The following is a 25329-nucleotide window of genomic DNA, read 5'->3' on the forward strand; positions in this document are numbered from 1 at the left end:
CCGCTTACGGGCGCGCCGCGTCGCGCGTGGAGTTGCGCTCGATCAACTCGATCTTGTAGCCGTCCGGGTCTTCCACGAACGCGATCACGGTGGTGCCGCCCTTGACCGGGCCGGCCTCGCGCGTGACCTTGCCGCCGGCGGCGCGGATACGCTCGCACGCCTCGGCGGCGTTCGGGGTCTCCAGCGCAATATGGCCGTAGGCCGTGCCCAGGTCGTACTGATCCACGCCGTAGTTGTAGGTCAGCTCCAGCACCGCGGTCTCGCTCTCGGGGCCGTAGCCGACAAAGGCCAGGCGGTACTTGTACTCGGGGTTGTCGCTTTCGCGCAGCAGCTGCATGCCCAGCACGCGCGTGTAGAAGTCGATCGAGCGCTGGTAGTCGCCAACGCGCAGCATGGTGTGAAGGAGTCGCATAGGGGGCCTTGGGTTGTTATGGCTGCGGAATCCGCCATTTTAGTCCCGTCGGCCGACATCCGCCGAGGACGCTAAATTCCCCTTGCGACAAATTTCAGGACGCCGCGGCGGGGGCCGGGGCCGGCAAGTTGCTACAGTGAAGCTACCTGCACCGCATGTGCGGGGTCGCCTACGCCGTCTTGACGGCGCGGCAGCGCCGAAGATCGCGGCAGCGACTTTCCCTGACAGGAGAGACACTGTATGACGCGATGTTTCCGACGCAGCGCCTTCAAGGCGCGAATCTGCATGCTCGCAGTCTGCGCCGCCGGCGAAGCGCACGCGGCGGCGTGTCCGCCCCCGGCGTCCGGCGCCACGTCGTATGTCGCGGATGGCTGCGACGGCACCGTCGCCGGCGGAACATTCGACACCGGCGCCACGGCCAACGCGCTGGTATTCCAGGCGGTCAACAACGGCAGCATCACGACCACGGCCCCGGTGACGCTGCGCGCCGGCGGCGACGGCGCGACGGGCGCGTATGCCAGCGCGGGCGGCGCCATCCGCCTCGACGCGCCCGGCAGCACGCTGAGCTTGTCGGGCGCCGATGCGCGCGGCGTGCATGCGTCGGGCACGGGCGCCGTGGTCTCGGGCCAGGCCGCCATCACCACCACCGGCGCCAGTGCCCACGCGGCGCTGGCCACCGACGGCGGCCTTGTGCAGTTGCGCGATTCGGTGCTGGCGACGCAGGGCCCGGACGCGGCCGGCATCGCCGTCTCATCCGGGCGCGTCGAACTGCTCGGCGCCAGCGCCATCACCACCACGGGGCTGGCCGCGCCGGGCGTGGTCCAGACCGGCACGCTCGGCTCGGTCCTGGTCGATGGACAGGCGGGCCGGGCGAGCATCCGCACCACGGGCCGCGAAGCGCCGGGCGTGGCGGTGCTGTCGCCCGGCAACGTCCATTTGCGCAACGTCGACGTGTTGTCCGAGAACGATCGCTCGTACGGGCTGTTTGCCTCGGGCGTCGGGGCCAGCGTGACCACGGAAAACACCACCGTGCAGTCGCTGGGCCGGATTGCCAGCGCGGTGGAAGTGCTGGACGGCGCCAGCGCGCGGCTGGTGGGCGGCAGCGTGGCGGCGACCGCGGCGGTGGCCGACGGCATCTCGGTGCTCGGCCCGGGCAGCCGCGTCGACGCCGACGGCACCACGGTCACCGTGAGCGGCCTCTACGCCTACGGCATCCGCGTGCGCGACGGCAGCACGTTCACGCTGTCCAACGGCGCGATCGAAGCCACTGGGCTCTATGGCGTCGGCGTGGTGGCGCTGGGCATCAACGCGCCCACCACGCAGACCGTCACGCTGTCCAACACGCGGCTGAGCACGCTGCTGGGCCCGGCCCTCACGGTCAGTGGTGGCAATGGCGTGATCACGCTGACGGACGCCACGGTCTCGGGCGCGCAGATCTGGCTCGATGTGGAGGGCGACCGGCAGTTCGAGACGCGCGCCGACGTGACGGCCAGCCGGTCCACGCTACGTGGCACGGCCATCCTGATCGATGGCATCGAGGGGGTGCTGCCCACCACGTCGAATGTCACGCTGCGCGACCGCTCCACCTGGTGGGTGACCGGCCACTCGCGGCTGACCCGGCTGGACAACGTGGACAGCACCGTGGCGTTCACCCCGCCGGTCGACGGCATCTTCCCGACGCTGACCGTGCGCGACTACGTCGGCAGCGGCGGCACGCTGGTGCTGTCGGCCGCGCTGGGTGGCGACGGCTCGCCCGCGAACCGGCTGGTGGTAAATGGCGGCACGGCCAGCGGCGCCACGGCGCTGCGCGTGGTCAACGCCGGCGGCGCCGGGGCGCTGACCAGCGAAGGCATCCGCGTCGTGGAAGTGACCGGCGGCGGCAGCGCGCCGGCCGGCACGTTCGCGCTAGCCGGGCGCGCGGTGGCCGGACCCTACGAGTACCGGCTCTATCGTGGCGGCGTGCGGCAGCCCGACGACGGCAACTGGTACCTGCGCTCGCAGCAGATGCCGGACCCGCCCACGCCACCCGATCCGCCCGTCCCGCCGATCCCGCCGTCGCCCCCCGCGCCGCCCGATCCGCCACGGCCGCTCTACCGGCCCGAAGTGCCGGCCTACATCGCCAACGAACACGCCGCCGCCACGCTGTTCCAGCACAGCCTGCACGACCGCATGGGGCAGTTGCAGTTCTCGGGCGCGCCGGCCGCCTGGCTCAGGCTGGCCGGGAAGACCGGCGAGAGCGGCAGCCGGGGCCACGACTACAGCGCGCGGGCCGATACCGTCGTGCTGCAGGGCGGCGGCGACATCGCGCGCGGGTCGTTGTTCGGCGCGGCGGACCGCCTGCACCTGGGCGCCATGCTGGGCTACGGACACGTGCAGACCGACGGCCTTGCCGCCGGCAACAGCGCGCGGGCCAAGGGCGAGGTGAACGGCTACGGCGTGGGCCTCTATGCCACGTGGTTCGGCCAGGCGACGACGGACCTGGGCCCGTACGTCGACACGTGGTTCCAGTACGCGTGGTTCGACAGCAACGTCCGGGGCGAGCAGCTGCCGAAGGTGGACTACCGCAGCCAGGCGTGGAATGCGTCGGTCGAAGCGGGCTGGGCGCTGCCGCTGGGCGCCACGCCATGGCGCGTGGAGCCCCAGGCCCAGGCGGTGTGGGTGCGCCATCGCGGCGTCAGCGTGAACGAACCGGGCGGCACGCAGGTGACGGGCGGCGATACCAAGGGCGTGGTGACGCGGCTTGGCATGCGGGTCTTCCGCACGCTGGAGCGCGACGATGGCGGCCGGCTGCAGCCATATGCCACGCTGAACTGGTGGCACGACCGCGCGAGTACGTCGATCGGGTTCAGCGACACGGTGCTCGGGCAGCTGTTCCCGCGCGACCGCTACGAGGTCAAGCTCGGCCTGGCCGCCCGGATGGGGCGCGGCTGGACCAGCTGGGGCAACGTGGGCGGGCAATGGGGCAGCCAGGGCTACCGGCAGTACGCGCTGCGGCTGGGCGCGCGGTATGCGTGGTGAGGGGCGGGAGGGGTGGAAGGGCTGGAAGGGGTGGGCGGGGCAGGGCGCCCCGCCTCAGAACGTCGGCAGCAGTTCGGGCGGATGCGCGCGCAGTTGGGCGCGGGCGTCGCGGAACTCGGGGAAGATCGATGCCACGGTTTCCCAGAAACGCGGGCCGTGGTTCATCTCCTTGAGGTGGGCCAGCTCGTGCGCGGCCACGTAGTCGATCATCGACAGCGGAAAATGCATGAGCCGCCAGTTCAGCCGGATCTTGCCGTCGGCGGTGCAGCTACCCCACCGCGTGGCGGCGGACGTCAGCGCAAAGCCGGTATGGCGCACGCCGAGCTTGTCGGCGTAGATGTCCAGCCGCTGCGCCAGCAGCCGGCGCGCCTGGTTCTGCAGCCAGCCCTGCACGCGGTCCTTGACCTGCTGCTCGTCGGCGTGGGCGGGCAGGGCCAGGTGCAGCACGCGGGTGTCCGCGTCGAACATCAGCACGCCGGCCGGCGATTCCAGCCGCAGCGTCAGCGGCTGGCCCAGGAACGGCAGCTCGGCGCCGTCGCGCCACTGCACGGTCGGCAGCACGCGCCGCGTCTCGCGATGGCGCCATTCGCCTAGCTTGGTGAAGATCCAGCGCTGTTTCTCGAAGATGGCGGCCTCGACGTCGGCCTGCGTCACCCAGCGCGGCGCCGTGATCGACAGGCCGCGGTCATCTACGGTGAAGCCGATGGTCCGCCGCGACGAGCGCTTGAGCGAATAGTGCAGCGTGCGTTCCCCCACCTGGAGCCGGCGGCCGTTGGGCAGCGCGGGCGGCCACGGCTCGGCCGGCGGGGCCGCGTCGGGCGCGGGCGCCAGGCCATCCACCGGTACCGGGGGCACGGCGGCCGCTGGCGGCGTGGCATCGGCCAGCGGCAGTTCCAGCTGGGCGCCGGGGTCAGCGGTGGGTCGCAGCAGCTTCATGCGGTGGCCTGGCTCCCTGCGCGGCGGTAGCTTTCCGGGTCGATGCGGCGCATCTCGGTCTCGATCCAGGCCTGCACCTCCTGGTTCAACTGGTCGGCCGTCTTGTTGGCCGACGGGATCGCGTCGCCGATCGAAATCGTCACGGTGCCCGGATGCTTCAGGAATGCGTTGCGCGGCCAGTGGCGGCCCGAATTGACCGCCATCGGGAACACCCACGCGCCGGTTTCCACGGCCAGCCGGGCGCCGCCGCTCTTGTAGCGCGGATGCTCCATGCCGGACGGCGTGCGGGTGCCCTCCGGGAACATGATGATCCAGGCGCCCTCGTTGAGCCGCTCGCGGCCCTGCCGGGCGGCCGACGCAAACGCGCGCGAGCCGTCCTTGCGGTTGATGTGGACCATCTTGAGCATGCCCAGCGCCCAGCCGAAGAACGGCACGAACAGCAGCTCGCGCTTGAACACGAAGCACAGCGGCTTGGGCATCAGCGCCACGTAGGCCACCGTTTCCCAGGCCGACTGGTGCTTGGACAGCAGCACCACGGGCTTGTCCAGCATCGCCAGCATCTTGTCCATGCCCTCGATGCGGTAGTCGATGCCACAGATCAGCCGCGCGGCGCCGATCACCAGGCGCGGCCAGCCGCGCACGAAGCGGAAGCGGTTTTCCGCGTTCATGAACGGGAAGACGATGAAGCAGGCGCACGCGTAGGGCGGCGTCAGGACGATCAGGTACAGCGCGAACAGCAGGGAGCGGATAAAGGTCATCGGGGGGGGGGCGACGATGGGTCGTGATGTCAGGGGGCGGGCGATGCGTGCGCCACGGTCTTGTGGGTGCCTTCGGCGATCAGCCAGCGGGCAAACGCCGCCAGGTCGTCGTGCACGCGGGTGCCGGCCGGCAGGCCGCCCTTTTCCAGCGTGCGCAGGCCCTTGCCGGTGCGCACCAGGTGCGGCACGCAGCCCACGGCCACGCCGGCTTCCAGGTCGCGCAGCGAATCGCCGACGGTCGGCACGTGGCGCAGTTCGATGCCAAAGCGCTCGCCAATCTGCTCGTACAGGCCGGACTTCGGCTTGCGGCAGTCGCAGTTGTCGGCCGCCGTGTGCGGGCAGAAGAACACCGCCTCCACCCGGCCGCCAAGGTTGGCCAGCGCCTTGTACATCTTCTCGTGCATCGCGTTCAGCGCGCTCATCTCGAACAGCCCCCGCCCGATGCCGGACTGGTTGCTGGCGATCACCACGCGGTAGCCGGCCTGGTTCAGCATGGCGATGGCTTCCAGGCTGCCGGCGATCGGCACCCATTCGTCGGGCGTCTTGATGAACTGGTCGCTGTCCAGGTTGACCACGCCGTCGCGGTCCAGGATCACGAACTTGGGCAGGGACTGTGGCATGGCTGCTCTCCGATGCGTGCCGGCCGCGGCTTACGCCGCCAGCTTGGAAATGTCCGCCACGCGATTGGCCAGGCCGTGCAGCGTGGCCAGCAGCGCCAGGCGGTTGGCGCGCAGCTTCGCGTCGTCGGCCATCACCATCACGTCGTTGAAGAAGCGGTCGACGGCGTCGCGCAGTTGCGCCAGGTCGCGCAGCGCGGCCGTGAAATCGCCGCCTGCGAATGCGGCTTCCACGCCCGGGCGCACGCGCTCGATGGCGGCGTGCAGCGCGCCCTCGGCGGGCTCCTGGAACAGCGCCGTGTCGACGGAGCCGATCGCCTCGTCGGTCTTCTTCAGGATGTTCGTGATGCGCTTGTTGGCGGCGGCCAGCGCCTCGGCCTCGGGCAGCGCGGCAAACGTGCGCACGGCCTCCATGCGGGCCAGCACGTCGTGCAGCGCCTGCGGGCGCAGGCTGACCACGGCTTCCACCTCGTTCGTGGTGTAGCCCTTGTCCTTCAGGTAGCCGCGCACGCGGTCATAGAGGAAGTCGGCAATCGCGTCGCGCGCCGGCTTGACGGCGGCGATGCCCCCGAACGCCTGCTCGGTCAGCGCCAGCAGCGTGTCCAGCGGCACCGCCAGCGGCTTTTCGATCAGCATGCGCAGGATGCCCAGCGCGTGGCGGCGCAGCGCGAAGGGGTCTTTCTCGCCGGTCGGCTGCAGGCCGATGCCCCAGATGCCCACCAGCGTTTCGAGCTTGTCGGCCAGCGCCACGGCCGTGCTGACGTTGCCCGCGGGCAGCGCGTCGCCGGCAAAGCGCGGTCGGTAGTGTTCGGAGCACGCCAGCGCCACGTCCTCGGCCTCGTCGTCGTGGCGGGCGTAGTAGGTGCCCATCGTGCCCTGCAGCTCGGGAAACTCGCCAACCATGTCGGTCAGCAGGTCGGCCTTCGCCAGCTCGGCGCCGCGCATGGCGGCGGCCTTGTCGACGCTGGCCCCGGCGGCGTTCATGGCGTCGGCCACGTGGCCGGCAATCTGCTGCAGCCGCTGCACGCGGTCGAGCTGGCTGCCGATCTTGTTGTGGTAGACCACGTTGGCCAGCTGCGGCACGCGCGACGCCAGCGACTTCTTGCGGTCCTGGTCGAAGAAGAACTTGGCGTCGGCCAGGCGCGGGCGCACCACGCGCTCGTTGCCCGAGATGATCGACTCCGGCGTGTCGGTGGCCAGGTTCGACACGATCAGGAAGCGGTTGCGCAGGTGCCCGGCGGCGTCGGTCAGCGCAAAGTACTTCTGGTTGGTCTGCATCGTCAGGATCAGGCACTCCTGCGGCACGGCCAGGAACGCCTGCTCGAAGTGGCACGGGTAGACCACGGGCCATTCGACCAGCGAGTTGACCTCGTCGAGCAGCGCATCGGGCATCACCACCTGGTCGGCGCCCGCTTCCGTGAGCAGCGCGGTGCGGATGCGCTCGCGGCGGTCGGCATAGCCGGCCACCACGCGGCCGCGCGATTCCAGCAGGCCGGCGTACTCGGCGGCGTGCGGAATCTCGATCGTGCCCTGCGACAGGAAGCGGTGGCCCTGCGTCACGTTGCCGGCCGGCAGGCCCAGCACCGACACCGGCACCACTTCGGCACCGTACAGCGCGATCAGGCTGTGCGCCGGGCGCACGAAATGCACGGTCTCGCCGTCCGGGCGCTGGTAGCTCATCACCTTCGGGATCGGCAGCTTGCCCAGCGTGTCGTCCAGCGCGGCCTGCAGGCCGTCGGCCAGCACCGCGCCCTTGGCGGTGTAGCGATAGAAGAACGCCTCGGCCTTGCCGTCGGATGCGCGCTCCAGCGTCTGCCAGTCGATCTCGGCCACGCCGACGGACTTGGCCAGCGCAGCCAGTTTCTTGCCCAGCGGGGCGGTGGGGGCGCCATTGGCGTCCAGCGCCACGGTCAGCGGCAGCACCTTTTCGCGCTGCTCGCGGTCCGGCGCGGTGCGGCGCACGCCGGTCACCAGCGCGGCCAGGCGGCGGGGCGTGGCAAACGGCGTCACGGCGGCGCCGGCTTCGAGCAGGTCCCGCGCGCCGAGGCCGTCGAACAGGCCCTGGGCGAAGGCGTCGCCCAGGCGGGCCAGCGCCTTCGGCGGCAGTTCTTCGGTGAACAGTTCGATCAGCAGCGAATCGGTCATGGGTTGCGACATGAATCTATCCAACAGGTATGGGCGCGCGCGTCAGCAGCGCGGCGCGAGATTGGGTTCCACGCCAGACAGCAGCCACAGGCCGTTCTGCTGGCGGAATTGCAGCGTGGTGTAGGCGCATTGCGCGGCCACGCCGGACGCGCCGCGCGCGCCGGCCGCCGGAAAGCGCGCGTCGATGCGGTGCGAGCGGCGGTCGTAGCGGATCTCGTCGATGCGCCCGCCCACCCAGAAGTCGATCTTCGCCGGGAGCTGGGTGGCCGAGTAGTAGGTGCGCACGGTGCGGCGCGAGCGGCCGGCACGCTCTTCCCATTCCACCCACTGCAGCGGGTAGCGGATGGCGCTCTCGTAGGCGCGCAGCGGCACGCGGTGCCAGCCGAGGTCGCGCGAGCCCGAGAGGTCGCACGAGAACGAGCGCACGAGCTGCGTCCACTGGTCGATCGACGTCAGCGACGGCCGCCAGTGCCGCGTGATGGCCTGCTGCAGCGCCTGGGCGTCGGCCTCGCAGATATTGGCCAGCTCCGCCGGCAGGTACAGGGCCTGCGGGGAGGGCGCGGGGACGGCGCGGGCGGCGGCCACGGCGCCGGTGGGCGACAGCGCCACCGGCAGGGCGAACGCGGCCAGCACCAGGGCGCCGCGCACGCGGGCCGTCATGCGCGGGCCCCGTTGTTGCACATCGGGAAGCCCAGCGCCTGGCGCGAATCGAAATACGCCTGCGCCACGGCGCGCGACAGGTTGCGGATGCGGCCGATGTAGGCGGCCCGCTCGGTCACCGAGATCGCGCCGCGCGCGTCCAGCAGGTTGAACGTGTGGGCGGCCTTGAGCACCTGCTCGTAGGCCGGCAGCGCCAGGCGGGTGTCGGTGGTCTTCGGCGTGCCGTCGTCGTTCTTCTCGCCGGTATCGCCCATCAGCCGCCGGGCCTCGCTCTCGTGCTCGGCGAAGTGGCGGAACAGGATGTCGGTGTTGCTGTGCTCGAAGTTGTAGGTGGACTGTTCCACCTCGTTCTGGTGGTAGACGTCGCCGTAGGTCAGGCGGCGCGTGACGCCGTTCTCTTCCCACTCGGTCCAGACCAGGTCGTAGACGTTTTCCACCTTCTGCAGGTACATCGCCAGGCGCTCGATGCCGTAGGTGATCTCGCCCGTGATCGGCTTGCAGTCGATGCCGCCCACCTGCTGGAAGTAGGTGAACTGGGTCACTTCCATGCCGTTGAGCCAGACTTCCCAGCCCAGGCCCCAGGCGCCGAGCGTGGGGTTTTCCCAGTCGTCCTCGACAAAGCGGATGTCGTTCTGCTTCAGGTCCAGGCCCAGCGCCTCCAGCGAGCCCAGGTAGAGCTCCAGGATGTTCTCGGGCGCGGGCTTGAGCACCACCTGGTACTGGTAGTAGTGCTGCAGCCGGTTCGGATTCTCGCCATAACGGCCGTCCTTGGGGCGGCGCGACGGCTGCACGTAGGCGGCGCGCCACGGCTCCGGGCCGATCGCGCGCAGGAACGTGTGCACGTGCGACGTGCCGGCGCCGACCTCCAGATCGATCGGTTGCAGCAACGCGCAACCCTGCCGGTCCCAGTAGGCCTGCAGGGTGAGAATCATTTGTTGGAAGGTCAGCATAGGAATACGAAAAGGAAAGCCGGCGGGCAAGTGCGCGAACCGTCTCGCGCGGGGTTTGCCAAACCTTGGATTCTATCGGGTTTTTGCCCCCGTTCCGCCGGGCCGGGGCAGGAAAAGCAGGCCGGACGGCACGGATCGTGCATGGGATGGCCATGTCGGGCGGGCGCAACGGGTCGGGTAAATCCTGACAGGGGATTCAGAACCGTCTGATAGTTGCCGATACCGTTTTTGTATACAGTGGTCGCACGCAGTCACCGCAATACAAACCAGATGACTGCCAGGCCGGACCGGGTGCCCCGCAACGCTTCAGCGGGCCAGGCGGGACGGGCTCGAAACAACAACTTCAAGGGGATTGGTCATGTCGCTGCTTTCTCGCAAACCTTACCTCGTCGCCATCGCCGTGATGGCGGCCGCCGCCGCCGTGTCGATGGCTACCTCGCTGGTCGGCTAGGCCCCGCGCCGGCGCTGCGCCCGCAGCGCCAGCAGCAGCACCAGCACGCTGCCGGCCAGTGCCGGCACGTTGCCCCAGCGGATATACGGCGTCAGGCCCTGCATGCCCTGCACGTCGGCCGCAAGCGTGCCCGCTTCGAACGTCGGCAACCTCGCCTGGACCGTGCCGTCCGGCCGCACCACGGCCGTCATGCCCGTATTGGTCGCCCGCAGCATCGGCCTGCGCATTTCCAGCGCGCGCATGCGCGAGATCTGCAGGTGCTGGTCCAGCGCGATCGTGTCGCCGAACCAGGCCAGGTTGGTCACGTTCGCCAGCAGGTTGGCCGGCGTGGCCTGTTGCCGCAGCGTGGTGGCGATTTCCTCGCCGAACAGATCCTCGTAGCAGATGTTGGGCGCCACGTGGATGCCGCGCACCGGCACGGCGGGCTGGTCCAGCGTGCCGCGCCGGAAGTCGCCGAGCGGCATCTTCATCATGTCCACGAACCAGCGGAATCCGAACGGGATGAACTCGCCGAACGGCACCAGATGGTGCTTGTTGTAGCGGTACAGCTCGTGCTGCTCGGGGCCGATGGCGAACACGCTGTTGGTGAAATCCACCGGCGAATCGGCGCCGGCCGCGCCAAACACCACGGTCGTGCCGGTCTGCTCCATATAGGTGCGGACCGCCTTGGCGATGTCCAGCGGCAGGTCCTGCAGGATCACCGGGAACGCGGTTTCCGGCGTGACCACGAGGTCGGCCGGCGCGGCGGTGATCATGTCGCGGTACAGCTCCAGCGAGCGCTGGATGCCGACCGGCTCGAACTTGATGTCCTGCGCCACATTGCCCTGCAGCAGCCGGACACTGATCGGCTGGCCGATGGGTGTCGTATAAGCCACGCGCGACAGCGCCAGGCCGCCGCCGAGCGTCACGACGACCAGCCCGGCCGCCCACGCCACCGTGCGCGTCGCGCCGGGTGCCGACCGCCGCAGCGCTGCCCGGACGGCCGCCACCAGCAGGGCCGCCGCCGAAGCGGCCAGGAATGCGATGCCATAGACGCCGATCACCGGTGCGAAGCCCGCCAGCGGGCCATCGGTGTGGGGATAGCCGCTGCCGAGCCACGGGAAGCCCGTGAACACGACGCCGCGCAGCCATTCCGACAGCGCCCACGCCGCGCCAAACGCCAGCGCCGCCAGCACGCCATCGCGGCCGCGCCGGGTCAGCCAGTGCCAGGTGCCGGCCGCCAGCGCGGGCCAGATCGACAGATAGCCGGCGAACAGCACCACGGCCAGCGCGGCCATCCATGCCGGCATCTCGCCGTAGACGTGCATGCTGATGTAGAGCCACCAGATGCCGGACAGGAACCAGCCCATGCCGAACGCGTAGGCCGTCGCCGCCGCCGCGCGGGGGCGCGGTGCATCGGCAACCAGCGCCACCAGCCCGGCCAGCGACAGGATCTGCAGCCACCACCAGTCATGCGGGGCGAACGCCTGGGTATGCGCCACGCCCAGCACGGCGGCCAGCAGCAGGCGCGACAGCGCGCCGCGGGCCACGGCGGGCCGGGCGCCGGCAGGCATGGAAGAAGGGGAAGCAGGATTGCCGATCGTCGGATCGGCGCGATGGGTACCCACGGCGTCGGGCGCGCCGGCGCGCTTCATGCGTCGGTCACGCCGTCGGTCTCTGCCGGGGCCTCGCGGCGCACCTGCAGCAGGTGTACCTGCCGCGCGTCGGCCCGCAGCACCTCGAACCGGATCGGCGGCAATGTGATGATTTCGCCACGATGCGGCACGTGGCCCACGTGGTTGGTCAGCAGGCCGCCCACGGTATCGACGTCCTCGTTCGAGAACGCCGTGCCGAATGCCTCGTTGAAATGCTCGATCTCGGTCAGCCCGCGCACGCGCCAGGCGCCGTCGCTGGTGGGCAGGATCATGTCCTGGTCCTCGTCGAGGTCGAACTCGTCCTCGATGTCGCCAACGATCTGCTCCAGCACGTCCTCGATCGTCACCAGCCCGGCCACGCCGCCGTACTCGTCCACGACGATCGCAATATGGTTGCGATTGATCCGGAATTCACGCAGCAGGATGTTCAGCCGCTTCGACTCGGGGATGAATACGGCCGGCCGCAGCGTCTCGCGCAGGTCGAACTCCGCGTCGGTGTAGTAGCGCAGCAGGTCCTTGGCCAGCAGGATGCCGATGATGTTGTCGCGGTTGCCCTCGTACACCGGAAACCGCGAGTGCGCGGTCTGCTGCATGAACGGGATGAACGTTTCTGGCGCATCGGCGATGTTGACCGCGTCCATCTGGGCCCGGGGCACCATGATGTCGCGCGCGGTCAGCTCCGACACCTGGAACACGCCCTCGATCATCGAGAGCGAATCGGCATCGATCAGGTTGCGCTCATGCGCGTCCTGCAGCACTTCGAGAAGTTCGGCGCGGGTGTCCGGCTCGGGAGAGATGAAATCCGAAAGGCGTTCGAGAAGGGATCGGGGCCGATCCGGCTGCTTGAAGTGGGCAGCCTTCGAACTGGGATAGGGGTCGTTCATGTCGCGGCGAGCGCGTGGTGGAGATCGTCTGAAGCATACACTAAAAGGCTTGCAGCCCCGTGACGGGGGATGACGGGTGGCGGGGGCGGCGCTCTGCCTGCCCGTGCGACCGGCGGACCTGACGGCTCTCAGGAAACTGCGCCAGGCGGTCAAGGGCTGACGCCTCGGCCCCAGCCCGCCGCCCTGCCTCAGATTTCCCGGACCGGTTCGTACGGGTTGTCGAAACCCAGCGCCTGCAGCGTCTCGGTCTCGATGGCTTCCATTTCCTCGGCTTCGGCGTCGTCCTCGTGCTCGTAGCCCTGGGCGTGGAGCACGCCGTGGACGATCAGGTGGGCGTAGTGGGCCTGCAGCGGCTTCTTCTGCTGGCGGGCCTCGGCCTCGACGACGGGGCAGCACAGCACGATGTCGCCGGTGACCGGATCGTCGTCGGTTTCCGCGTAGGCGAAGGTCAGCACGTTGGTGGCGTAGTCCTTGCCGCGATAGGTGCGGTTCAGCGCGCGGCCTTCTTCCTCGTCGACGAAGCGGACGGTCAGCGCGGCGTCGGCGTAGAGCGCCGATTTCACCCACTTTTCGATCGGCTTGCGGCCGGGCACGCCGGCGCGCTGGCGCGTGCCGTCGCCGAACTGGATGTCCAATTCCACCTCGGGCGGCGTGGCGGGCGTGCCGGTGGTGGTGACCAGCGGCGTGGCGGTGACGGCCACCGACAGCGCGTCGGCGTTGTCGGGCCGGACCAGCAGGCCGGCCTGCTGGCGCGGGTCGGTGTGCTCGGCCAGCAGCGCGACCACGCCGTCGTGGGCCTGCGACAGGTCCAGCGTCAGGCTGCGGCCATCGGCAAGCTGCAGGCGCAGCGCGTGGGCAGATGCCTTGCGGGCGCGGCCGTCGGCGTCGAACAGGACGACGCGCGTGGCGTCGGAGGGGCGGGTAGCGGGAGACTTCTTGGTCAAGTTCAGGCGTCCTTGTGCTGGGCGTGATATTCGTCGTAGGCCTCGACGATGCGCGCCACCAGCGGATGGCGCACCACGTCGACGCTGGTGAATCGGGTAAAGGCCACGCCGCGCACGTCGCGCAGCACGTGCTGCGACTCCACCAGGCCGCTCTTCTGGCCGCGCGGCAGGTCGATCTGCGTCGTGTCGCCGGTGATCACGGCCTTGGAGCCGAAGCCGATCCGCGTAAGGAACATCTTCATCTGCTCCGGCGTGGTGTTCTGGGCCTCGTCCAGGATGATGAACGCGTGGTTCAGCGTGCGGCCGCGCATGTAGGCCAGCGGGGCGATCTCGATCATCTGGCGCTCGAACATCTTCTGCGTGCGGTCAAAGCCGAGCAGGTCGTAGAGCGCGTCGTAGAGCGGGCGCAGGTACGGGTCCACCTTCTGCGCCAGATCGCCGGGCAGGAAGCCCAGCCGCTCGCCGGCCTCCACGGCCGGGCGGGTCAGCACGATCCGCTTGACCACGTCGCGCTCCAGCGCGTCCACGGCGCAGGCCACGGCCAGGTAGGTCTTGCCGGTGCCGGCCGGGCCGATGCCGAGCGTCAGGTCGTGCGACAGGATCGCGCGCAGGTATTCGCGCTGCGTGGCCGTGCGGCCCTGCAGCCCCGTGCGCCGCGTGTGCAGCACCGGGGAATCGTCCTCGGGGCTCTCCGGGCCCGTGTCGCCGTTGCCGGGCAGGTAGGCGCCATGGGCCGACACCTGGCGCGATTCCACCAGGCCGAGTTGCACGTCGTCCACCGACAGCGCGACCCGGGCATTGTTGTAGAACCGCTCCAGCGCCAGCGCGGCGTCCTGCGCGCGCTCGCCGCGCACGGTCATGCGATGGCCGCGGCGCTGGATCGTCACGTCGAGCGCCTGTTCGATCTGGCGCAGGTTTTCATCGAGCGGCCCGCACAGGTTCTGCAGGCGCGTGTTGTCGTCCTTGGGGGCGACGAATTCCGCGGAAGGGATCTTCATGGTTGCTTATTGGCGCACGACGATGTCGCCGCGCAGCGAGTGCGGGAACGCCTGCGTGATGTTCACGTCGACCATCTGGCCGACCAGGCGGTCGCGCTGGGCCTGGGGCACGCCCGGCAGCGCGAAGTTGACCACCCGGTTGTTCTCGGTGCGGCCGTGGAGCTCGGTGGGGTCCTTGCGCGCGGGGCCTTCCACGAGGATGCGCTGCACCGTGCCGACCATGCCCTGGCTGATGCGCACGACGTTTTCCTCGATGGCAGCCTGCAGCACCTGCAGGCGGCGCAGCTTGACGTCGTGCGGCGTGTCGTCGTGCAGGTTGGCGGCGGGCGTGCCGGGCCGGGGGCTGAAGATGAACGAGAACGACGTGTCGTAGCCGATCTCGTGGACCATCGCCATCAGCTTGTCGAAGTCCGCATCGGTCTCGCCGGGAAAGCCGACGATGAAGTCCGACGACATCGACATGTCGGGCCGGATCGTGCGCAGGCGGCGGATGATGCTCTTGTATTCGAGCACGCTGTAGCCGCGCTTCATCGCCATCAGCACGCGGTCCGACGCATGCTGCACGGGCAGGTGCAGGTGGTTCACGAGCTTGTCGCAGCGCGCGTACAGATCCACCAGCCGCGAGGTGAATTCCTTCGGGTGGCTGGTCGTGTAGCGGATGCGCTCGATGCCGGGAATCTCGGCCACGTATTCGATCAGCAGCGCGAAGTCCGCAATCTCGCTGGTGCCGCCCATCGTGCCGCGGTAGGCGTTCACGTTCTGGCCCAGCAGCGTCACCTCACGCACGCCCTGGTCGGCCAGCCCGGCCACCTCGGCCAGCACGTCCTCGAACGGGCGCGACACTTCCTCGCCGCGCGTGTAGGGCACCACGCAGTAGCTGCAGTACTTCGAGCAGCCTTCCATGATCGACACGAACGCGCTGGGGCCGTCCACGCGGGCCGGCGGCAGGTGGTCGAACTTCTCGATCTCGGGGAACGAGATGTCGACCTGCGACAGGCCGGTGGACTGGCGGCGGTGGATCAGGTCGGGCAGTCGGTGCAGCGTCTGCGGGCCGAACACCACATCGACGTACGGCGCGCGCGAGACGATAGCGGCGCCTTCCTGGCTGGCCACGCAGCCGCCCACGCCGATCACCAGGCCGGGCTTGGCGGCCTTCAGGGCCTTCATGCGGCCCAGTTCGGAGAACACCTTCTCCTGGGCCTTCTCGCGGATCGAGCAGGTGTTGAACAGGATGACGTCGGCGTCCTCGACGTTGTCCGTGGGCTCCATGCCCTGCGTGGCGTTCAGCACGTCCACCATCTTGTCCGAGTCGTACTCGTTCATCTGGCAGCCGTACGTTTTGACAAATACCTTCTTCATGGTGCCGGTCTCAGTGTTATACCTGGGGGCATCGGGGGCACGACAGGTCGATTCGAAAAGGGGTCAGTGCGCGGCCTTCCACGCCTTCACCTCGGCGTCGGTCAGGATCCACGCGGTCAGAAGCTGGCCGTAGAGGTCGAGCTTGTATCGCACATTGAGCTTCCTGCCCGCCACCGCGCCGGCGTTCAGCAGCACGGTGTCGGTGCTGAAGATCCGCAGGCCGGGCGCCACGCCGACGGTCTTGCCGTCCAGCCTGGCACGCATCGGCTCGGTGGCCGACGGCGGGGCCAGTTCCATGCGCGCCAGCGGGGCATCCGCCGGGATCACGCGCACCGGCGCGCCGGGCATCTGGCCTGGCACCGGCGGGGCCGTGGTCTGGACTTCCTGCGCCAGGGCAGGGATGGCGGACAGCAGCAGCGCGGCGATGCACGCCAGGCGCGGCGCACGCGAATATGGCTTGGACATGAAAGCTCCCGACAAGAAAAACAGCGATCTCTTTTATTGGAATACCGCCGGCGCCGGACGCCATCACGCTTGCAGCCCATCGCGCAGGCAGGGTAGCCCGCGATTTTACCCGTTTGCGCCGCGCGCTGGGGAACGGCGCAGCGCGTCAATGTGGCGTGTACCGTACATCGGCCGCGCCGGAATCAGAACAGGCAGGACGCTTCCTGCAGCACGCGCTGCTTCGACACGGTACCCATCAGTTCGCGGCTGGCCGCGTCGCGCACCAGCGGGATGCGGTTGATGCCGTGCTCCGAGAAGATGGCCAGCGCATCGCGCAGCCGCGAGTCCGGCGTGAGCGACGGGAAGGCGAGGTCGCCCAGCGACAGCAGCGTGGCGTCGGGTGCCTCGCGCTGGGCGCGCTGGACGGCGTGGATCGAGATCGCGCCAAGCAGCCGGCCGGTGGCATCGACGAGATAAAGGTAGCGCGTGCCGGTCTCGGCGAACTTGTCGGCCGCCTGGGCCACGGTGGCGGCCGGGTCGATCACGGTATGCGTGGGGTCGCAGAGCCCGGCCAGCCGCAGCCCCCGGGCGCGCTCGACGGCGGCCGACGCCTGCGCGCGCTCCACCACCACGCTGTAGAGCGACAGCGTCTGGCAGCGCGACGCCGTGTAGTAGGCCGCCACCGCGCCGATCATCAGCGGCAGCAGCAGGGTGGGCGCCAGCGTCATCTCGAAGACCATCAGTATCGACATCAGCGGCGCCTGGCTGGTGGCGGCCAGGAACGCGGTCATGCCGACCAGCGGCAGCACCGGCGTGGCCGTGCCGCCCGGCACCGCCAGCGCCACAAGCTGCCCCAGCGCCGCGCCGACGAACATCGACGGCGTGAACACCCCGCCCACCGCGCCGGAGCCCATGCTGACCACGGTGGCGACGAGCTTGGCCAGCAGCACGCCCCAGACCGCCACGGACAGCGGCTCGTTGCGCAGGATGGTCTGGATCGTGTAATAACCGTTGTCGACCACCTCGGGTACCACCACCGCCAGCAGCCCCACCAGCAGCCCGCCCAGCGCCAGCCGCGCCGCGGGGCCGCCCGGCACGTGTTGGAAGCCGTTGCGGGCCAGCGTATTGGCCCGCATGAAGACGGCACCGGACACACCCGCGATCAGGCCGATGCCGGCCGCCGCCAGCAGCAGGTGCGGCTGCTGGAGCAGGTCTGGCCCGATATGCAGGCCCGTGTAGAGCGGTTCCAGCCCGCCGTGCCACTGGCTGACCATCGTGCCGGCCACCGATGCCAGCAGCAGCGGCATCAGGCGCTGTACCGCCAGTGCGCCGAACACCACTTCGGCGACGAACACGGCGGCGGAAAGCGGGGTGTGATAGGCGGTGGCCAGCCCGGCGGCGGCTCCGCAGGCCGTCAGCATGCGGCGCATGTTGCTGTCGCCGGTGGCCTGGTCGGCGCGCCCGGACGGAAAGACCGACCCGGTCAGCGCGGCAAGCTGGATCATCGCGCCTTCCTTGCCGACCGAGCTGCCCGAGACGATCGAGCAGAACGACGACAGCGCGCGCAGCAGCGTGATCCGCACCGGCAGCCGACCGGTGCCGCGCGCCACGGCTTCCATGTATTCGCTGGGCAGCGTCTCGGTGCGCGCGAAATGCTGCGCGGCCACCAGCAGCGCGCCGGCCAGCGCGCCGCCCACGGCGGGAATCAGCACGCGCCACGCCACGGCCAGCCCGGCAAAGACCAGCACGATGTCGGCGTCCTTGCCGAACATCACCAGCCCGCTGGCTTCCAGCGCGTCCTTGAACAGCGTGGTCACGATGCCCGCCAGCAGGCCGACCGGAATGGCCGCAAAAAGGGTGACTTCCTGGTCTTCGATGAAACGGAACCGCATGGCGATGGGGAGGGGCTGGGGCGCGCCGGCACCGGGTGGCCGCATGATAGCGCAGCGCCACCCGGCCACCGATGGCAGGGCGCCGGATTCCACAGACTGGTACACTACGGGCCTTTCCTAGCCCGGGAACGGGGGCAATCGACCCATCCCGCCGGCCTGGTTCCCAGGCACGGTCATCTACCCGAGCCGCTCCACGATTGGCGCACACCTGCTGCGCGAAGGGCGGCCGAAGCGTCTTTTCATGTCTTTTTCCGAACTCGGCTTGTCCGACAAGCTGGTGCGTGCCGTGGCCGAACAGGGCTACACCACGCCGACCCCGATCCAGGCGCAAGCCATTCCCGCAATCCTGAAAGGTGGCGATCTCCTTGCCGGCGCACAGACCGGCACCGGCAAGACGGCCGGCTTCACGCTGCCGATGCTGCAGTTGCTGGCCGATTCCGCGGCCCGCAATCCGGCCCCGCGCGGCGCCCGCCCCCAGGTGCGCGCGCTGGTGCTGACGCCCACGCGCGAACTGGCCGCCCAGGTCGAGGAAAGCGTGCGCAACTATGGCAAATACCTGAAGCTGCGCTCGATGGTGATGTTCGGCGGCGTCGGCATCAATCCGCAGATCGACGCGCTCAAGCGCGGCGTGGACATCGTGGTGGCCACCCCCGGCCGCCTGCTGGACCACGTGGCCCAGCGCACGATCGACCTCGCGCACGTGGAACTGCTGGTGCTCGATGAAGCCGACCGCATGCTCGACATGGGCTTCATCCACGACATCCGCAAGATCCTGAACGTGCTGCCGGCCAAGCGTCAGAACCTGCTGTTCTCGGCCACGTTCTCGGACGATATCCGCGCGCTGGCCGACCGCCTGCTGAACAACCCGGCGTCGATCGAGGTGGCCCGCCGCAACACCACGGCCGAGACCGTGGCGCAGCGCGTGTTCCCGGTGGACCGCGAACGCAAGCGCGAACTGCTGGCCCACCTGGTGCGCCAGCACGACTGGCACCAGGTGCTGGTCTTCACGCGCACCAAGCACGGCGCCAACCGCCTGGCGGAACAGCTCACCAAGGACGGCCTGTCCGCGCTGGCGATCCACGGCAACAAGAGCCAGTCGGCCCGCACGCGCGCGCTGAGCGAGTTCAAGGCCGGCACGCTGCGGCTGCTGGTGGCCACCGACATCGCCGCGCGCGGCATCGACATCGACCAACTGCCGCACGTGGTGAATTTCGACCTGCCGAACGTGCCCGAGGACTACGTGCACCGCATCGGCCGCACGGGCCGCGCGGGCGCCGAGGGCGAGGCGATCTCGCTGGTCTGCGTCGACGAGCACGCGCTGCTGCGCGACATCGAGCGCCTGATCAAGCGCCAGATCGAGCAGGTGGTGCTGCCCGGGTTTGAAGTGGACCCGTCGATCGCGGCCGAGCCGATCCAGAAGGGCCGCCAGCAACGGGGCGGCGCCGGCCAGGGCCAGAGCCAGGGCCGGGGCGCCCAGCCGCGCGGCAATGCCGGTGGCAACGCTGGCGCCGGTGAGCGCCGCGCGCCGCGTGCGCCGCAGGGCCGCGACGGACAACGCCAGCCGCAGGCTGCCCAACCGGCGCGCCAGGGCGCGAACGGCGGCGGCAATGGTGCGAATGGTGGCAATGGTGGTAATGGCAACGGCAACGGCAAAGGCGGCGCCCGTGGTGGCGCGCGCAATGCCGGTGGCAACGGTGGCAACGGTGCCGGCAAGCCGGCCGGCCAGCGTCCGCAGGAACCGCGCGGCCAGCAGCAACGTCCGCAACAGGCGCGCCCCGCGCAGGACGCCGCTGGCGCACCGCAGGCCCGCAATCGCCGTCCCGCGCCGCAGGCGGCGCTGCTCGGCGGCAGCCGCAAGCCGGCGCCCTGAGTCGCACGACAAGGCGAATTGCCGATGACCGCACCGGCCCCCCGGTCCCCCGCCGATGACGTGCCGTACGCCGGGCTGACGCCCGAGTGCATCCTGGACGCGCTGGAGTCGGCGGGGTTCTATCCCGATGGCCGGCTGCTGGCGCTGAACAGCTACGAGAACCGGGTCTGGCAAGTCGGCATCGAGGACGCCTCGCCGGTCGTCGTCAAGTTCTACCGGCCCGGCCGCTGGAGCGACGCGGCGATCCTGGAGGAACACGCGTTCGTCCAGCAACTGGCTGACGCCGAAATCCCGGCGGTGCCGGCGCTGGCCGCCAGCGTGGCCGGGCAGCCGGCCAGCACGCTGCTGTCGCACGCGGGGTTCCGCTTCGCGGTGTTCCCGCGCTGTGGCGGCCGCGAGCCGCCGCTGGACCAGGCGGCCGCGCGCACCTGGCTTGGCCGTTTCATCGGCCGCATCCACGCCTGCGGCGCCGCCACGTCGTACCAGGCGCGCCCGGCGCTGGACATCGACACCTTCGGCGTGGCGTCGCGCAACTACCTGATCGAGCACGATTGCATTCCGGCCGAACTGCTGGCGCCGTGGCGCGCCGCCGTGGACCTGGCGCTGGATGCCGTGCGCCGCTGCTACGAGCGGGCCGGCGACGTGCGGCGGCTGCGCCTGCATGGCGATTGCCATCGCGGCAACGTGCTGTGGATCGACGAGGCCGACGCGCGCGGCCGGGGCACGCCGGGGCCGCATTTCGTCGACTTCGACGACAGCCGCATGGGCCCGGCCGTGCAGGACATCTGGATGTTGCTGGAAGGGGACCGCGCCGCGATGTGCGACCAGCTGGCCGACATCGTGGCGGGTTACGAGGATTTCGCCGAGTTCGACACGCGCGAACTGTGGCTGGTGGAAGCGCTGCGCACGCTGCGGCTGCTGCACTACAGCGCCTGGCTGGCCAGCCGCTGGCGCGATCCGGCGTTTCCGGCGGCGTTTCCGTGGTTCGGCACCGCCCGCTACTGGCAGGACCGCATTCTCGAACTGCGCGAGCAGATCGCGCTGATGGACGAACCGCCGCTCTGGTCGGCCTGACCCCGGCTGGCCCGGGGCCCTCTGGCAATGGCCGCGTCAGGCGGCCGGCGTCTCCGCCTTCACCATCACTACCGGGCAATTGGCCTGCGCCAAGACCCGGCCGGCCACCGACCCCAGCACCGCATCGAAGAACGTGCCCCGGCCGTGGGTGCCCATGACGATGGCGCCCGCATTCACCGACTTGGCGTAACCGAGGATCTTCTCGGGCGGATAGCCGTGCAGCGCGTGGCGCTCGAACGGCACGTTGGCGGCCTGCAGGATCGCGCAGACCGACGCCATCGCCTTTTCGCTGGCTTCGTTGTGCCAGGCGTCGATCGTTTCCTTGCTCACGAACGCGCGCACCTGCCCGGTCACGTCGGGCGATACGTGCACCACGTGCACGGTGAATCCGGTCTGCAGCAGCTTGCCGTCCGCGAGAAAGCGTGCCGCGGCATCGCTGAAGGCAGAACCGTCGGTGGCAAGCACGATATTGGACGTCGAGGGCATGGCGCAATCTCCTTGGAAAGACAACGGGCGCGGGTGGCGCACGAAGATCATCTTGGCACGCAAAAGGTGCGCATACCGTAACGTAGATCAAATCGTGTCCAAATTTTTAAGGATTTCACGATTGTCATTCGCTTGTTAGTCTGAAGGCATCCGCCCGTAATAAAGGTAACGCTGCATTTCGGAATGACCCGAAAGGCCCCTCGTTCGCACGGTTTGATATTCAATACAAGGCAGCCACGGGCGTCGGCCGGTCAGCCGGACGCGCCGATCGGGCGTTGAAAGACAGGCAGCAACTTGGGATGCAGATCATGAAAGGGCGCAAGCTCTGCCAGATCGTTCTGGCATTGGCCGCGGTGAGCGCGGCGGGGTACAGCACGACGTCGCTGGCCGGCGGATACCACCACACCCGCGCGCGCGTGGGGGTCGGGGTCTACGTCGGGCCCGGCTGGGGCTACGGCCCGGGCTGGGGGCCGGGGTGGGGTCCCGGCTGGTATCCGTATGGTCCGTACTACTACCCCGGCTACTACCCGGCGCCCGCCGTGGTGGCCGTGCCGGCGCCCAATCCGCCGCAGTACATCGAACAGGGCAGCGACGGCAATCCGACGCTGACCGACGGATCGTCGCCCAACGCCTGGTGGTACCACTGCACGCAGCCCGAGGGCTACTACCCGTACGTGCGCGAATGCCCGGGCGGCTGGCAGCGCGAGCAGCCGCGCGCCCCGTCTTCGGCCGTTCCGGCCACGCCTGGAGTCACATCATGAGAACGCGATCGATCTGCCTGCTTGCGGCCGCATCGCTGGGCCTGGGCGCCTGCGCGGTGATGCCTTCCGGGCCGAGCGTGATGGCGCTGCCCGGCACCAACAAGTCGTTCGACCAGTTCCGCGGCGACGACTACAACTGCCGGCAATACGCGTTCGCGCAGATCGGCGGCACGTCGCCGCAGCAGAACGCCAACGCGGCGGCCGTCGGAAGTGCCGCAATCGGTACCGCGCTGGGCGCGGCGGCCGGTGCGGCGTTCGGTGGCGGCGAGGGTGCCGCCGTGGGCGCGGGCGTCGGCCTGCTGACCGGCTCCGCCGTTGGGGCCGGTAATTCGTACAACGCCGGCTATGGCTCGCAGCGCGCGTACGACGCCGCCTACGTCCAGTGCATGTATGCGAGCGGCAACCGCGTGCCCGTGTACGGCCAGATGGTCACCTCGCAGCCGCCCGTGCGCGCGGCGGTGCCGCCGGCCAACTATCAGCCTTACTACCCGCCGCCCCCGCCGCCCGGCTATACGCGCTAGTAGCTGCCCGGCGCGGCCCGGCCGTGGCCGCGCTGCTCGCGCACGCGGACCCACGTGCAGAAATCGCGCGGCCGGCGGTCGGCACCCAGCGCCTCGCAGTCGCGCGATAGCGCCGCAAACTGTGCCGCCTCGTCGCCCTGGTAGTAGAAGCGCAGACGCTCCATCCAGAGCCGCGCGCGGGCCTGATCGCCAGTCAGTGCCAGCAGCCAGGCGCTGCGCCGGATCAGGTTCGGCGTCGGCAGCAGGTGCAGCGCGTCCAGATGCGCCGGCAGCAGGCTCGCGGCGCTGTCGGGCGTGATTGTCGTGTGCTCGGCGATGTCGGCTGCCGCATGTTGACGGAACCAGAAGCGCGGCAGCGGCAGCGACACGCGGTGCTCGTCGCTGGCGTACTCGCGCGCCTCCACGCGCTTGTAGTCCTGCCAGAGCGTGGCCAGCACGCCCGCGGACACGATCACGAATGCCACGCAGGCCACCGTGGCCACGCCGCGCGGCCACGGCCGGCCGACCCCGGCCGGTTCCAGCCACGCCAGCAGAAAGCAGAACGGCAGGAAGAAATAGAGGTAGTGCAGCGGGTATTCGAGCATCGAGTGGGCGGCCAGCATCGCCAGCCAGACCAGCAGCAGCGTCGTCGCACCCCGTTCCACCGTGGCGCCGCGCCAGAGCCGGTCGCGCACCACGCGCCAGAGCCACGCGGCCAGTATGACGACGACGCCGACGGCGCCCACGCCGCCAGCCTTGGCCATCAGGTCCAGCAGCGCGTTGTGGGCATGCAGCGACATCTCGGCCACCACCTGCACCTGCGCCGCCTGCTGGAACTGCGCCCAGCCAAATTCGCCATAGCCGACGCCCAGCCACGGATGCGCGCGGAACATCGCCAGCGCCTGGCTCCAGAGCGCGCCCCGGTACGACATCTGGTTGCCGGACTGCAGTTGCGAGACGGTGTCGAACAGGCGCCAGTCGAACGCCTTGCCGGCCAGCTTGATGCCCGGCTCCATCGCCACGATGCCGACGACGAGGATGACCGCGGCCGCCACAAGCCCCGGCGTCCGGTGCATCGGGCTGGCGCCACGCGGCGTACCGCGCGCCATCGCGGCCGCCAGCAGCGCGTACAGCGCCGCCAGCCCCACGTGAACGATCAGCCCCGTACGCGAGCCCGACAGCACGATGCCGCTTTCGAGCAGCAGCGTCGCGGTCAGCCACGCGGGAAACTGCAGCCAGCCGCGCGTGGCGAGCCAGATGGCCGCGGCCAGCGCCAGTCCGTTGACCGTGGCCTGGTGGTTCGGCTGGTTGAGGTTGCCCCAGAGGCGGCGATTCGCATCGTAGAAGTATTCGGACACCAGCCCCAGCGTCTGGTCCTCCAGATGGAAGACCTGGATCCACTGCGCCAGCGTGCCAAGCAGCCCGGCGACGATGAAGGCGATGGCCAGCGCATCGACAATGCTCGCGCGCCGGTCGGCGGACATCGACCGGCCGGTCCGCCACGCCCCGATCATCACGGCCACGCCGAGCGCCAGCACCAGTTGCGTGGTCAGGCGGCTGCCGGTGACGTCCGGCATGCCGGACGCGGCCTGCAGCAGCGTGGTCAGCAGCAGCCAGCCCGGGAAGGCCGCCACCCAGGGGAAGGCCCGGGCCGGCATGGCACCCGGAGCATCGGCAGATCGCAGCGCCAGCACGGCGACAAGCGCCACGCCAAGCGCGCCGGCCGTCCATTCGCCGAAGAAGGTGGCCAGGGGCAGCGTATGCCGGGAGATCAGCAGGGGAAGCGTGAAGGCGACGACGATGGCCGTCGCCGGGAGCGTGGCTCTGTGGACCGGCATGCGCACGGGGGCTCGAAAAGGGCGAAGGCGCCATGATAGCGTGGCAGCCAGCGCCCGGGCGTCAGCCCCGCCTGGCCAGGCGGCCTGGCGGGGCGCCTTCGCCGGCTCCCCCGGGGATCACCGGCCGGCGGACACGTACGAGCAGCTCTGCGGCAGGAAGCGCTGCTCGGCGCTCGACGTGCAGTTCCACGTGATGGCGCCCTGGTCGGCGTTGTCCATCCGCAGCGTCAGCGTGTGGCCGGCGATGGCTTTGGACACGTCGGTGGTCCGGAAGGTGCTGACGATCGTGCAGTTGCCCTTGTCGTTCGGCGTGCCGCCCACGGTCACGCGTGCCACGTACTTGCCCGGGATGTTGTTGGCCGCCGGGATGCCATGGGAAGCCTGCTCGGCGTTATCGGGACAGATCCCGCCCTGCGAAAACGTTTCGGTGACGGCCGCCTTCTGGCCCGCTGCCAGGTTGAGCGCCTCGGAGACCTGCGCCCGGGCGATGTAGTCCTGGTACTGCGGAATTGCGATGGCCGCGAGGATGCCGACGATCGCCACGACGATCATCAGTTCGATCAGCGTGAAGCCGGCCTGGCGCATACGGGTTTGGATTCGGTGCATTGGCATGGTGACCCCTTGACGACGTTGTTTATGTGAGCCGCCATCTTGAGCGGGGCGGGGGCGGGACGAAATTGATGCACGGCAACTCGGCT

At 69.8% G+C, this 25329-nt stretch carries 22 protein-coding genes; 5 read left to right on the forward strand and 17 right to left on the reverse strand.

Features of this window, described 5'->3' with window-relative positions; all coding sequences use genetic code 11:
- Positions 1–4 precede the first annotated feature (4 nt).
- Complete coding sequence (gene gloA / locus EPAKOI_RS02160) at positions 5–412, reverse strand: lactoylglutathione lyase (RefSeq protein ID WP_124682404.1); 408 nt, start codon at positions 410–412, stop codon at positions 5–7.
- A 285-nt stretch (positions 413–697) separates the two neighbouring features.
- Here gloA and EPAKOI_RS02165 point away from each other — a divergent pair, with 285 nt between their 5' ends.
- The gene (locus EPAKOI_RS02165; protein WP_423192845.1) at positions 698–3430 is read left to right on the forward strand and encodes an autotransporter outer membrane beta-barrel domain-containing protein; all 2733 of its coding nucleotides are present in this window, start codon (positions 698–700) and stop codon (positions 3428–3430) included.
- A gap of 54 nt (positions 3431–3484) precedes the next feature.
- On the opposite strand, the gene EPAKOI_RS02170 is transcribed toward EPAKOI_RS02165, so the two are convergent.
- The 13 genes from EPAKOI_RS02170 to EPAKOI_RS02230 form a co-directional block, all read right to left on the reverse strand.
- Positions 3485–4366, reverse strand: coding sequence for a SprT family zinc-dependent metalloprotease (locus tag EPAKOI_RS02170; protein ID WP_313837730.1), 882 nt, complete (start codon positions 4364–4366; stop codon positions 3485–3487).
- Positions 4363–5124, reverse strand: coding sequence for a lysophospholipid acyltransferase family protein (locus tag EPAKOI_RS02175; protein WP_423192846.1), 762 nt, complete (start codon positions 5122–5124; stop codon positions 4363–4365). Before EPAKOI_RS02175 ends, EPAKOI_RS02170 begins: the two co-directional genes overlap by 4 nt.
- A gap of 29 nt (positions 5125–5153) precedes the next feature.
- The gene (gene gmhB, locus EPAKOI_RS02180) at positions 5154–5744 is read right to left on the reverse strand and encodes a D-glycero-beta-D-manno-heptose 1,7-bisphosphate 7-phosphatase (RefSeq protein WP_124682400.1); all 591 of its coding nucleotides are present in this window, start codon (positions 5742–5744) and stop codon (positions 5154–5156) included.
- Between the two features lie 30 nt (positions 5745–5774).
- The gene (gene glyS / locus EPAKOI_RS02185; RefSeq protein WP_423192847.1) at positions 5775–7898 is read right to left on the reverse strand and encodes a glycine--tRNA ligase subunit beta; all 2124 of its coding nucleotides are present in this window, start codon (positions 7896–7898) and stop codon (positions 5775–5777) included.
- A gap of 30 nt (positions 7899–7928) precedes the next feature.
- Positions 7929–8546, reverse strand: a complete 618-nt coding sequence (locus tag EPAKOI_RS02190) for a hypothetical protein (protein WP_423192848.1) — start codon at positions 8544–8546, stop codon at positions 7929–7931.
- Positions 8543–9496, reverse strand: a complete 954-nt coding sequence (gene glyQ, locus EPAKOI_RS02195; RefSeq protein ID WP_124682397.1) for a glycine--tRNA ligase subunit alpha — start codon at positions 9494–9496, stop codon at positions 8543–8545. Before glyQ ends, EPAKOI_RS02190 begins: the two co-directional genes overlap by 4 nt.
- A 447-nt stretch (positions 9497–9943) precedes the next feature.
- A complete protein-coding gene (gene lnt, locus EPAKOI_RS02200; RefSeq protein WP_423192849.1) occupies positions 9944–11581 on the reverse strand; it encodes an apolipoprotein N-acyltransferase in 1638 nt (545 codons plus the stop codon).
- Positions 11578–12465, reverse strand: a complete 888-nt coding sequence (locus EPAKOI_RS02205; RefSeq protein ID WP_423192850.1) for an HlyC/CorC family transporter — start codon at positions 12463–12465, stop codon at positions 11578–11580. Before EPAKOI_RS02205 ends, lnt begins: the two co-directional genes overlap by 4 nt.
- A 188-nt stretch (positions 12466–12653) precedes the next feature.
- Positions 12654–13409, reverse strand: coding sequence for an rRNA maturation RNase YbeY (gene ybeY / locus EPAKOI_RS02210; RefSeq protein ID WP_124682394.1), 756 nt, complete (start codon positions 13407–13409; stop codon positions 12654–12656).
- A 2-nt stretch (positions 13410–13411) separates the two neighbouring features.
- Entirely contained in the window at positions 13412–14407 is a 996-nt protein-coding gene (locus EPAKOI_RS02215; RefSeq protein WP_423192851.1) for a PhoH family protein, read from the reverse strand.
- Positions 14408–14413: 6 nt separating this feature from the next.
- Entirely contained in the window at positions 14414–15766 is a 1353-nt protein-coding gene (miaB, locus tag EPAKOI_RS02220) for a tRNA (N6-isopentenyl adenosine(37)-C2)-methylthiotransferase MiaB (RefSeq protein WP_124682392.1), read from the reverse strand.
- A 63-nt stretch (positions 15767–15829) separates the two neighbouring features.
- A complete protein-coding gene (locus EPAKOI_RS02225) occupies positions 15830–16231 on the reverse strand; it encodes a hypothetical protein (RefSeq protein ID WP_423192852.1) in 402 nt (133 codons plus the stop codon).
- A gap of 182 nt (positions 16232–16413) precedes the next feature.
- Complete coding sequence (locus EPAKOI_RS02230) at positions 16414–18102, reverse strand: ClcB-like voltage-gated chloride channel protein (protein WP_423192853.1); 1689 nt, start codon at positions 18100–18102, stop codon at positions 16414–16416.
- 241 nt (positions 18103–18343) lie between these two features.
- On the opposite strand from EPAKOI_RS02230, the gene EPAKOI_RS02235 reads away from it, so the two are divergent.
- Together EPAKOI_RS02235 and EPAKOI_RS02240 are read left to right on the forward strand one after the other, a co-directional pair.
- Complete coding sequence (locus tag EPAKOI_RS02235) at positions 18344–19972, forward strand: DEAD/DEAH box helicase (protein ID WP_423192854.1); 1629 nt, start codon at positions 18344–18346, stop codon at positions 19970–19972.
- A 24-nt stretch (positions 19973–19996) separates the two neighbouring features.
- Positions 19997–21046: a serine/threonine protein kinase gene (locus tag EPAKOI_RS02240; RefSeq protein WP_124682388.1), complete on the forward strand. Its 1050-nt coding sequence runs from the start codon at positions 19997–19999 to the stop codon at positions 21044–21046.
- Between the two features lie 36 nt (positions 21047–21082).
- Here EPAKOI_RS02240 and EPAKOI_RS02245 read toward each other — a convergent pair whose 3' ends face one another.
- Positions 21083–21532 (reverse strand): universal stress protein, encoded by a 450-nt coding sequence (locus tag EPAKOI_RS02245; RefSeq protein ID WP_124682387.1) that lies wholly within the window; start codon positions 21530–21532, stop codon positions 21083–21085.
- Between the two features lie 308 nt (positions 21533–21840).
- Between EPAKOI_RS02245 and EPAKOI_RS02250 the strand changes: the two genes are divergently transcribed.
- Both EPAKOI_RS02250 and EPAKOI_RS02255 read left to right on the forward strand, forming a co-directional pair.
- Entirely contained in the window at positions 21841–22293 is a 453-nt protein-coding gene (locus EPAKOI_RS02250) for a hypothetical protein (protein WP_124684975.1), read from the forward strand.
- Positions 22290–22814, forward strand: a complete 525-nt coding sequence (locus EPAKOI_RS02255) for a glycine zipper family protein (protein ID WP_124682386.1) — start codon at positions 22290–22292, stop codon at positions 22812–22814. Before EPAKOI_RS02250 ends, EPAKOI_RS02255 begins: the two co-directional genes overlap by 4 nt.
- Here the strand turns inward: EPAKOI_RS02255 and EPAKOI_RS02260 are convergent.
- Positions 22811–24631, reverse strand: a complete 1821-nt coding sequence (locus EPAKOI_RS02260) for a PglL family O-oligosaccharyltransferase (protein ID WP_423192855.1) — start codon at positions 24629–24631, stop codon at positions 22811–22813. The two genes, EPAKOI_RS02255 and EPAKOI_RS02260, sit on opposite strands and share 4 nt — an antisense overlap.
- Before the next feature lie 117 nt (positions 24632–24748).
- Complete coding sequence (locus tag EPAKOI_RS02265; protein ID WP_423193474.1) at positions 24749–25216, reverse strand: pilin; 468 nt, start codon at positions 25214–25216, stop codon at positions 24749–24751.
- Positions 25217–25329: the final 113 nt, after the last annotated feature.

Source organism: Cupriavidus sp. H18C2, assembly GCF_049393795.1.
GTDB classification, from domain to species: domain Bacteria; phylum Pseudomonadota; class Gammaproteobacteria; order Burkholderiales; family Burkholderiaceae; genus Cupriavidus; species Cupriavidus pauculus_C.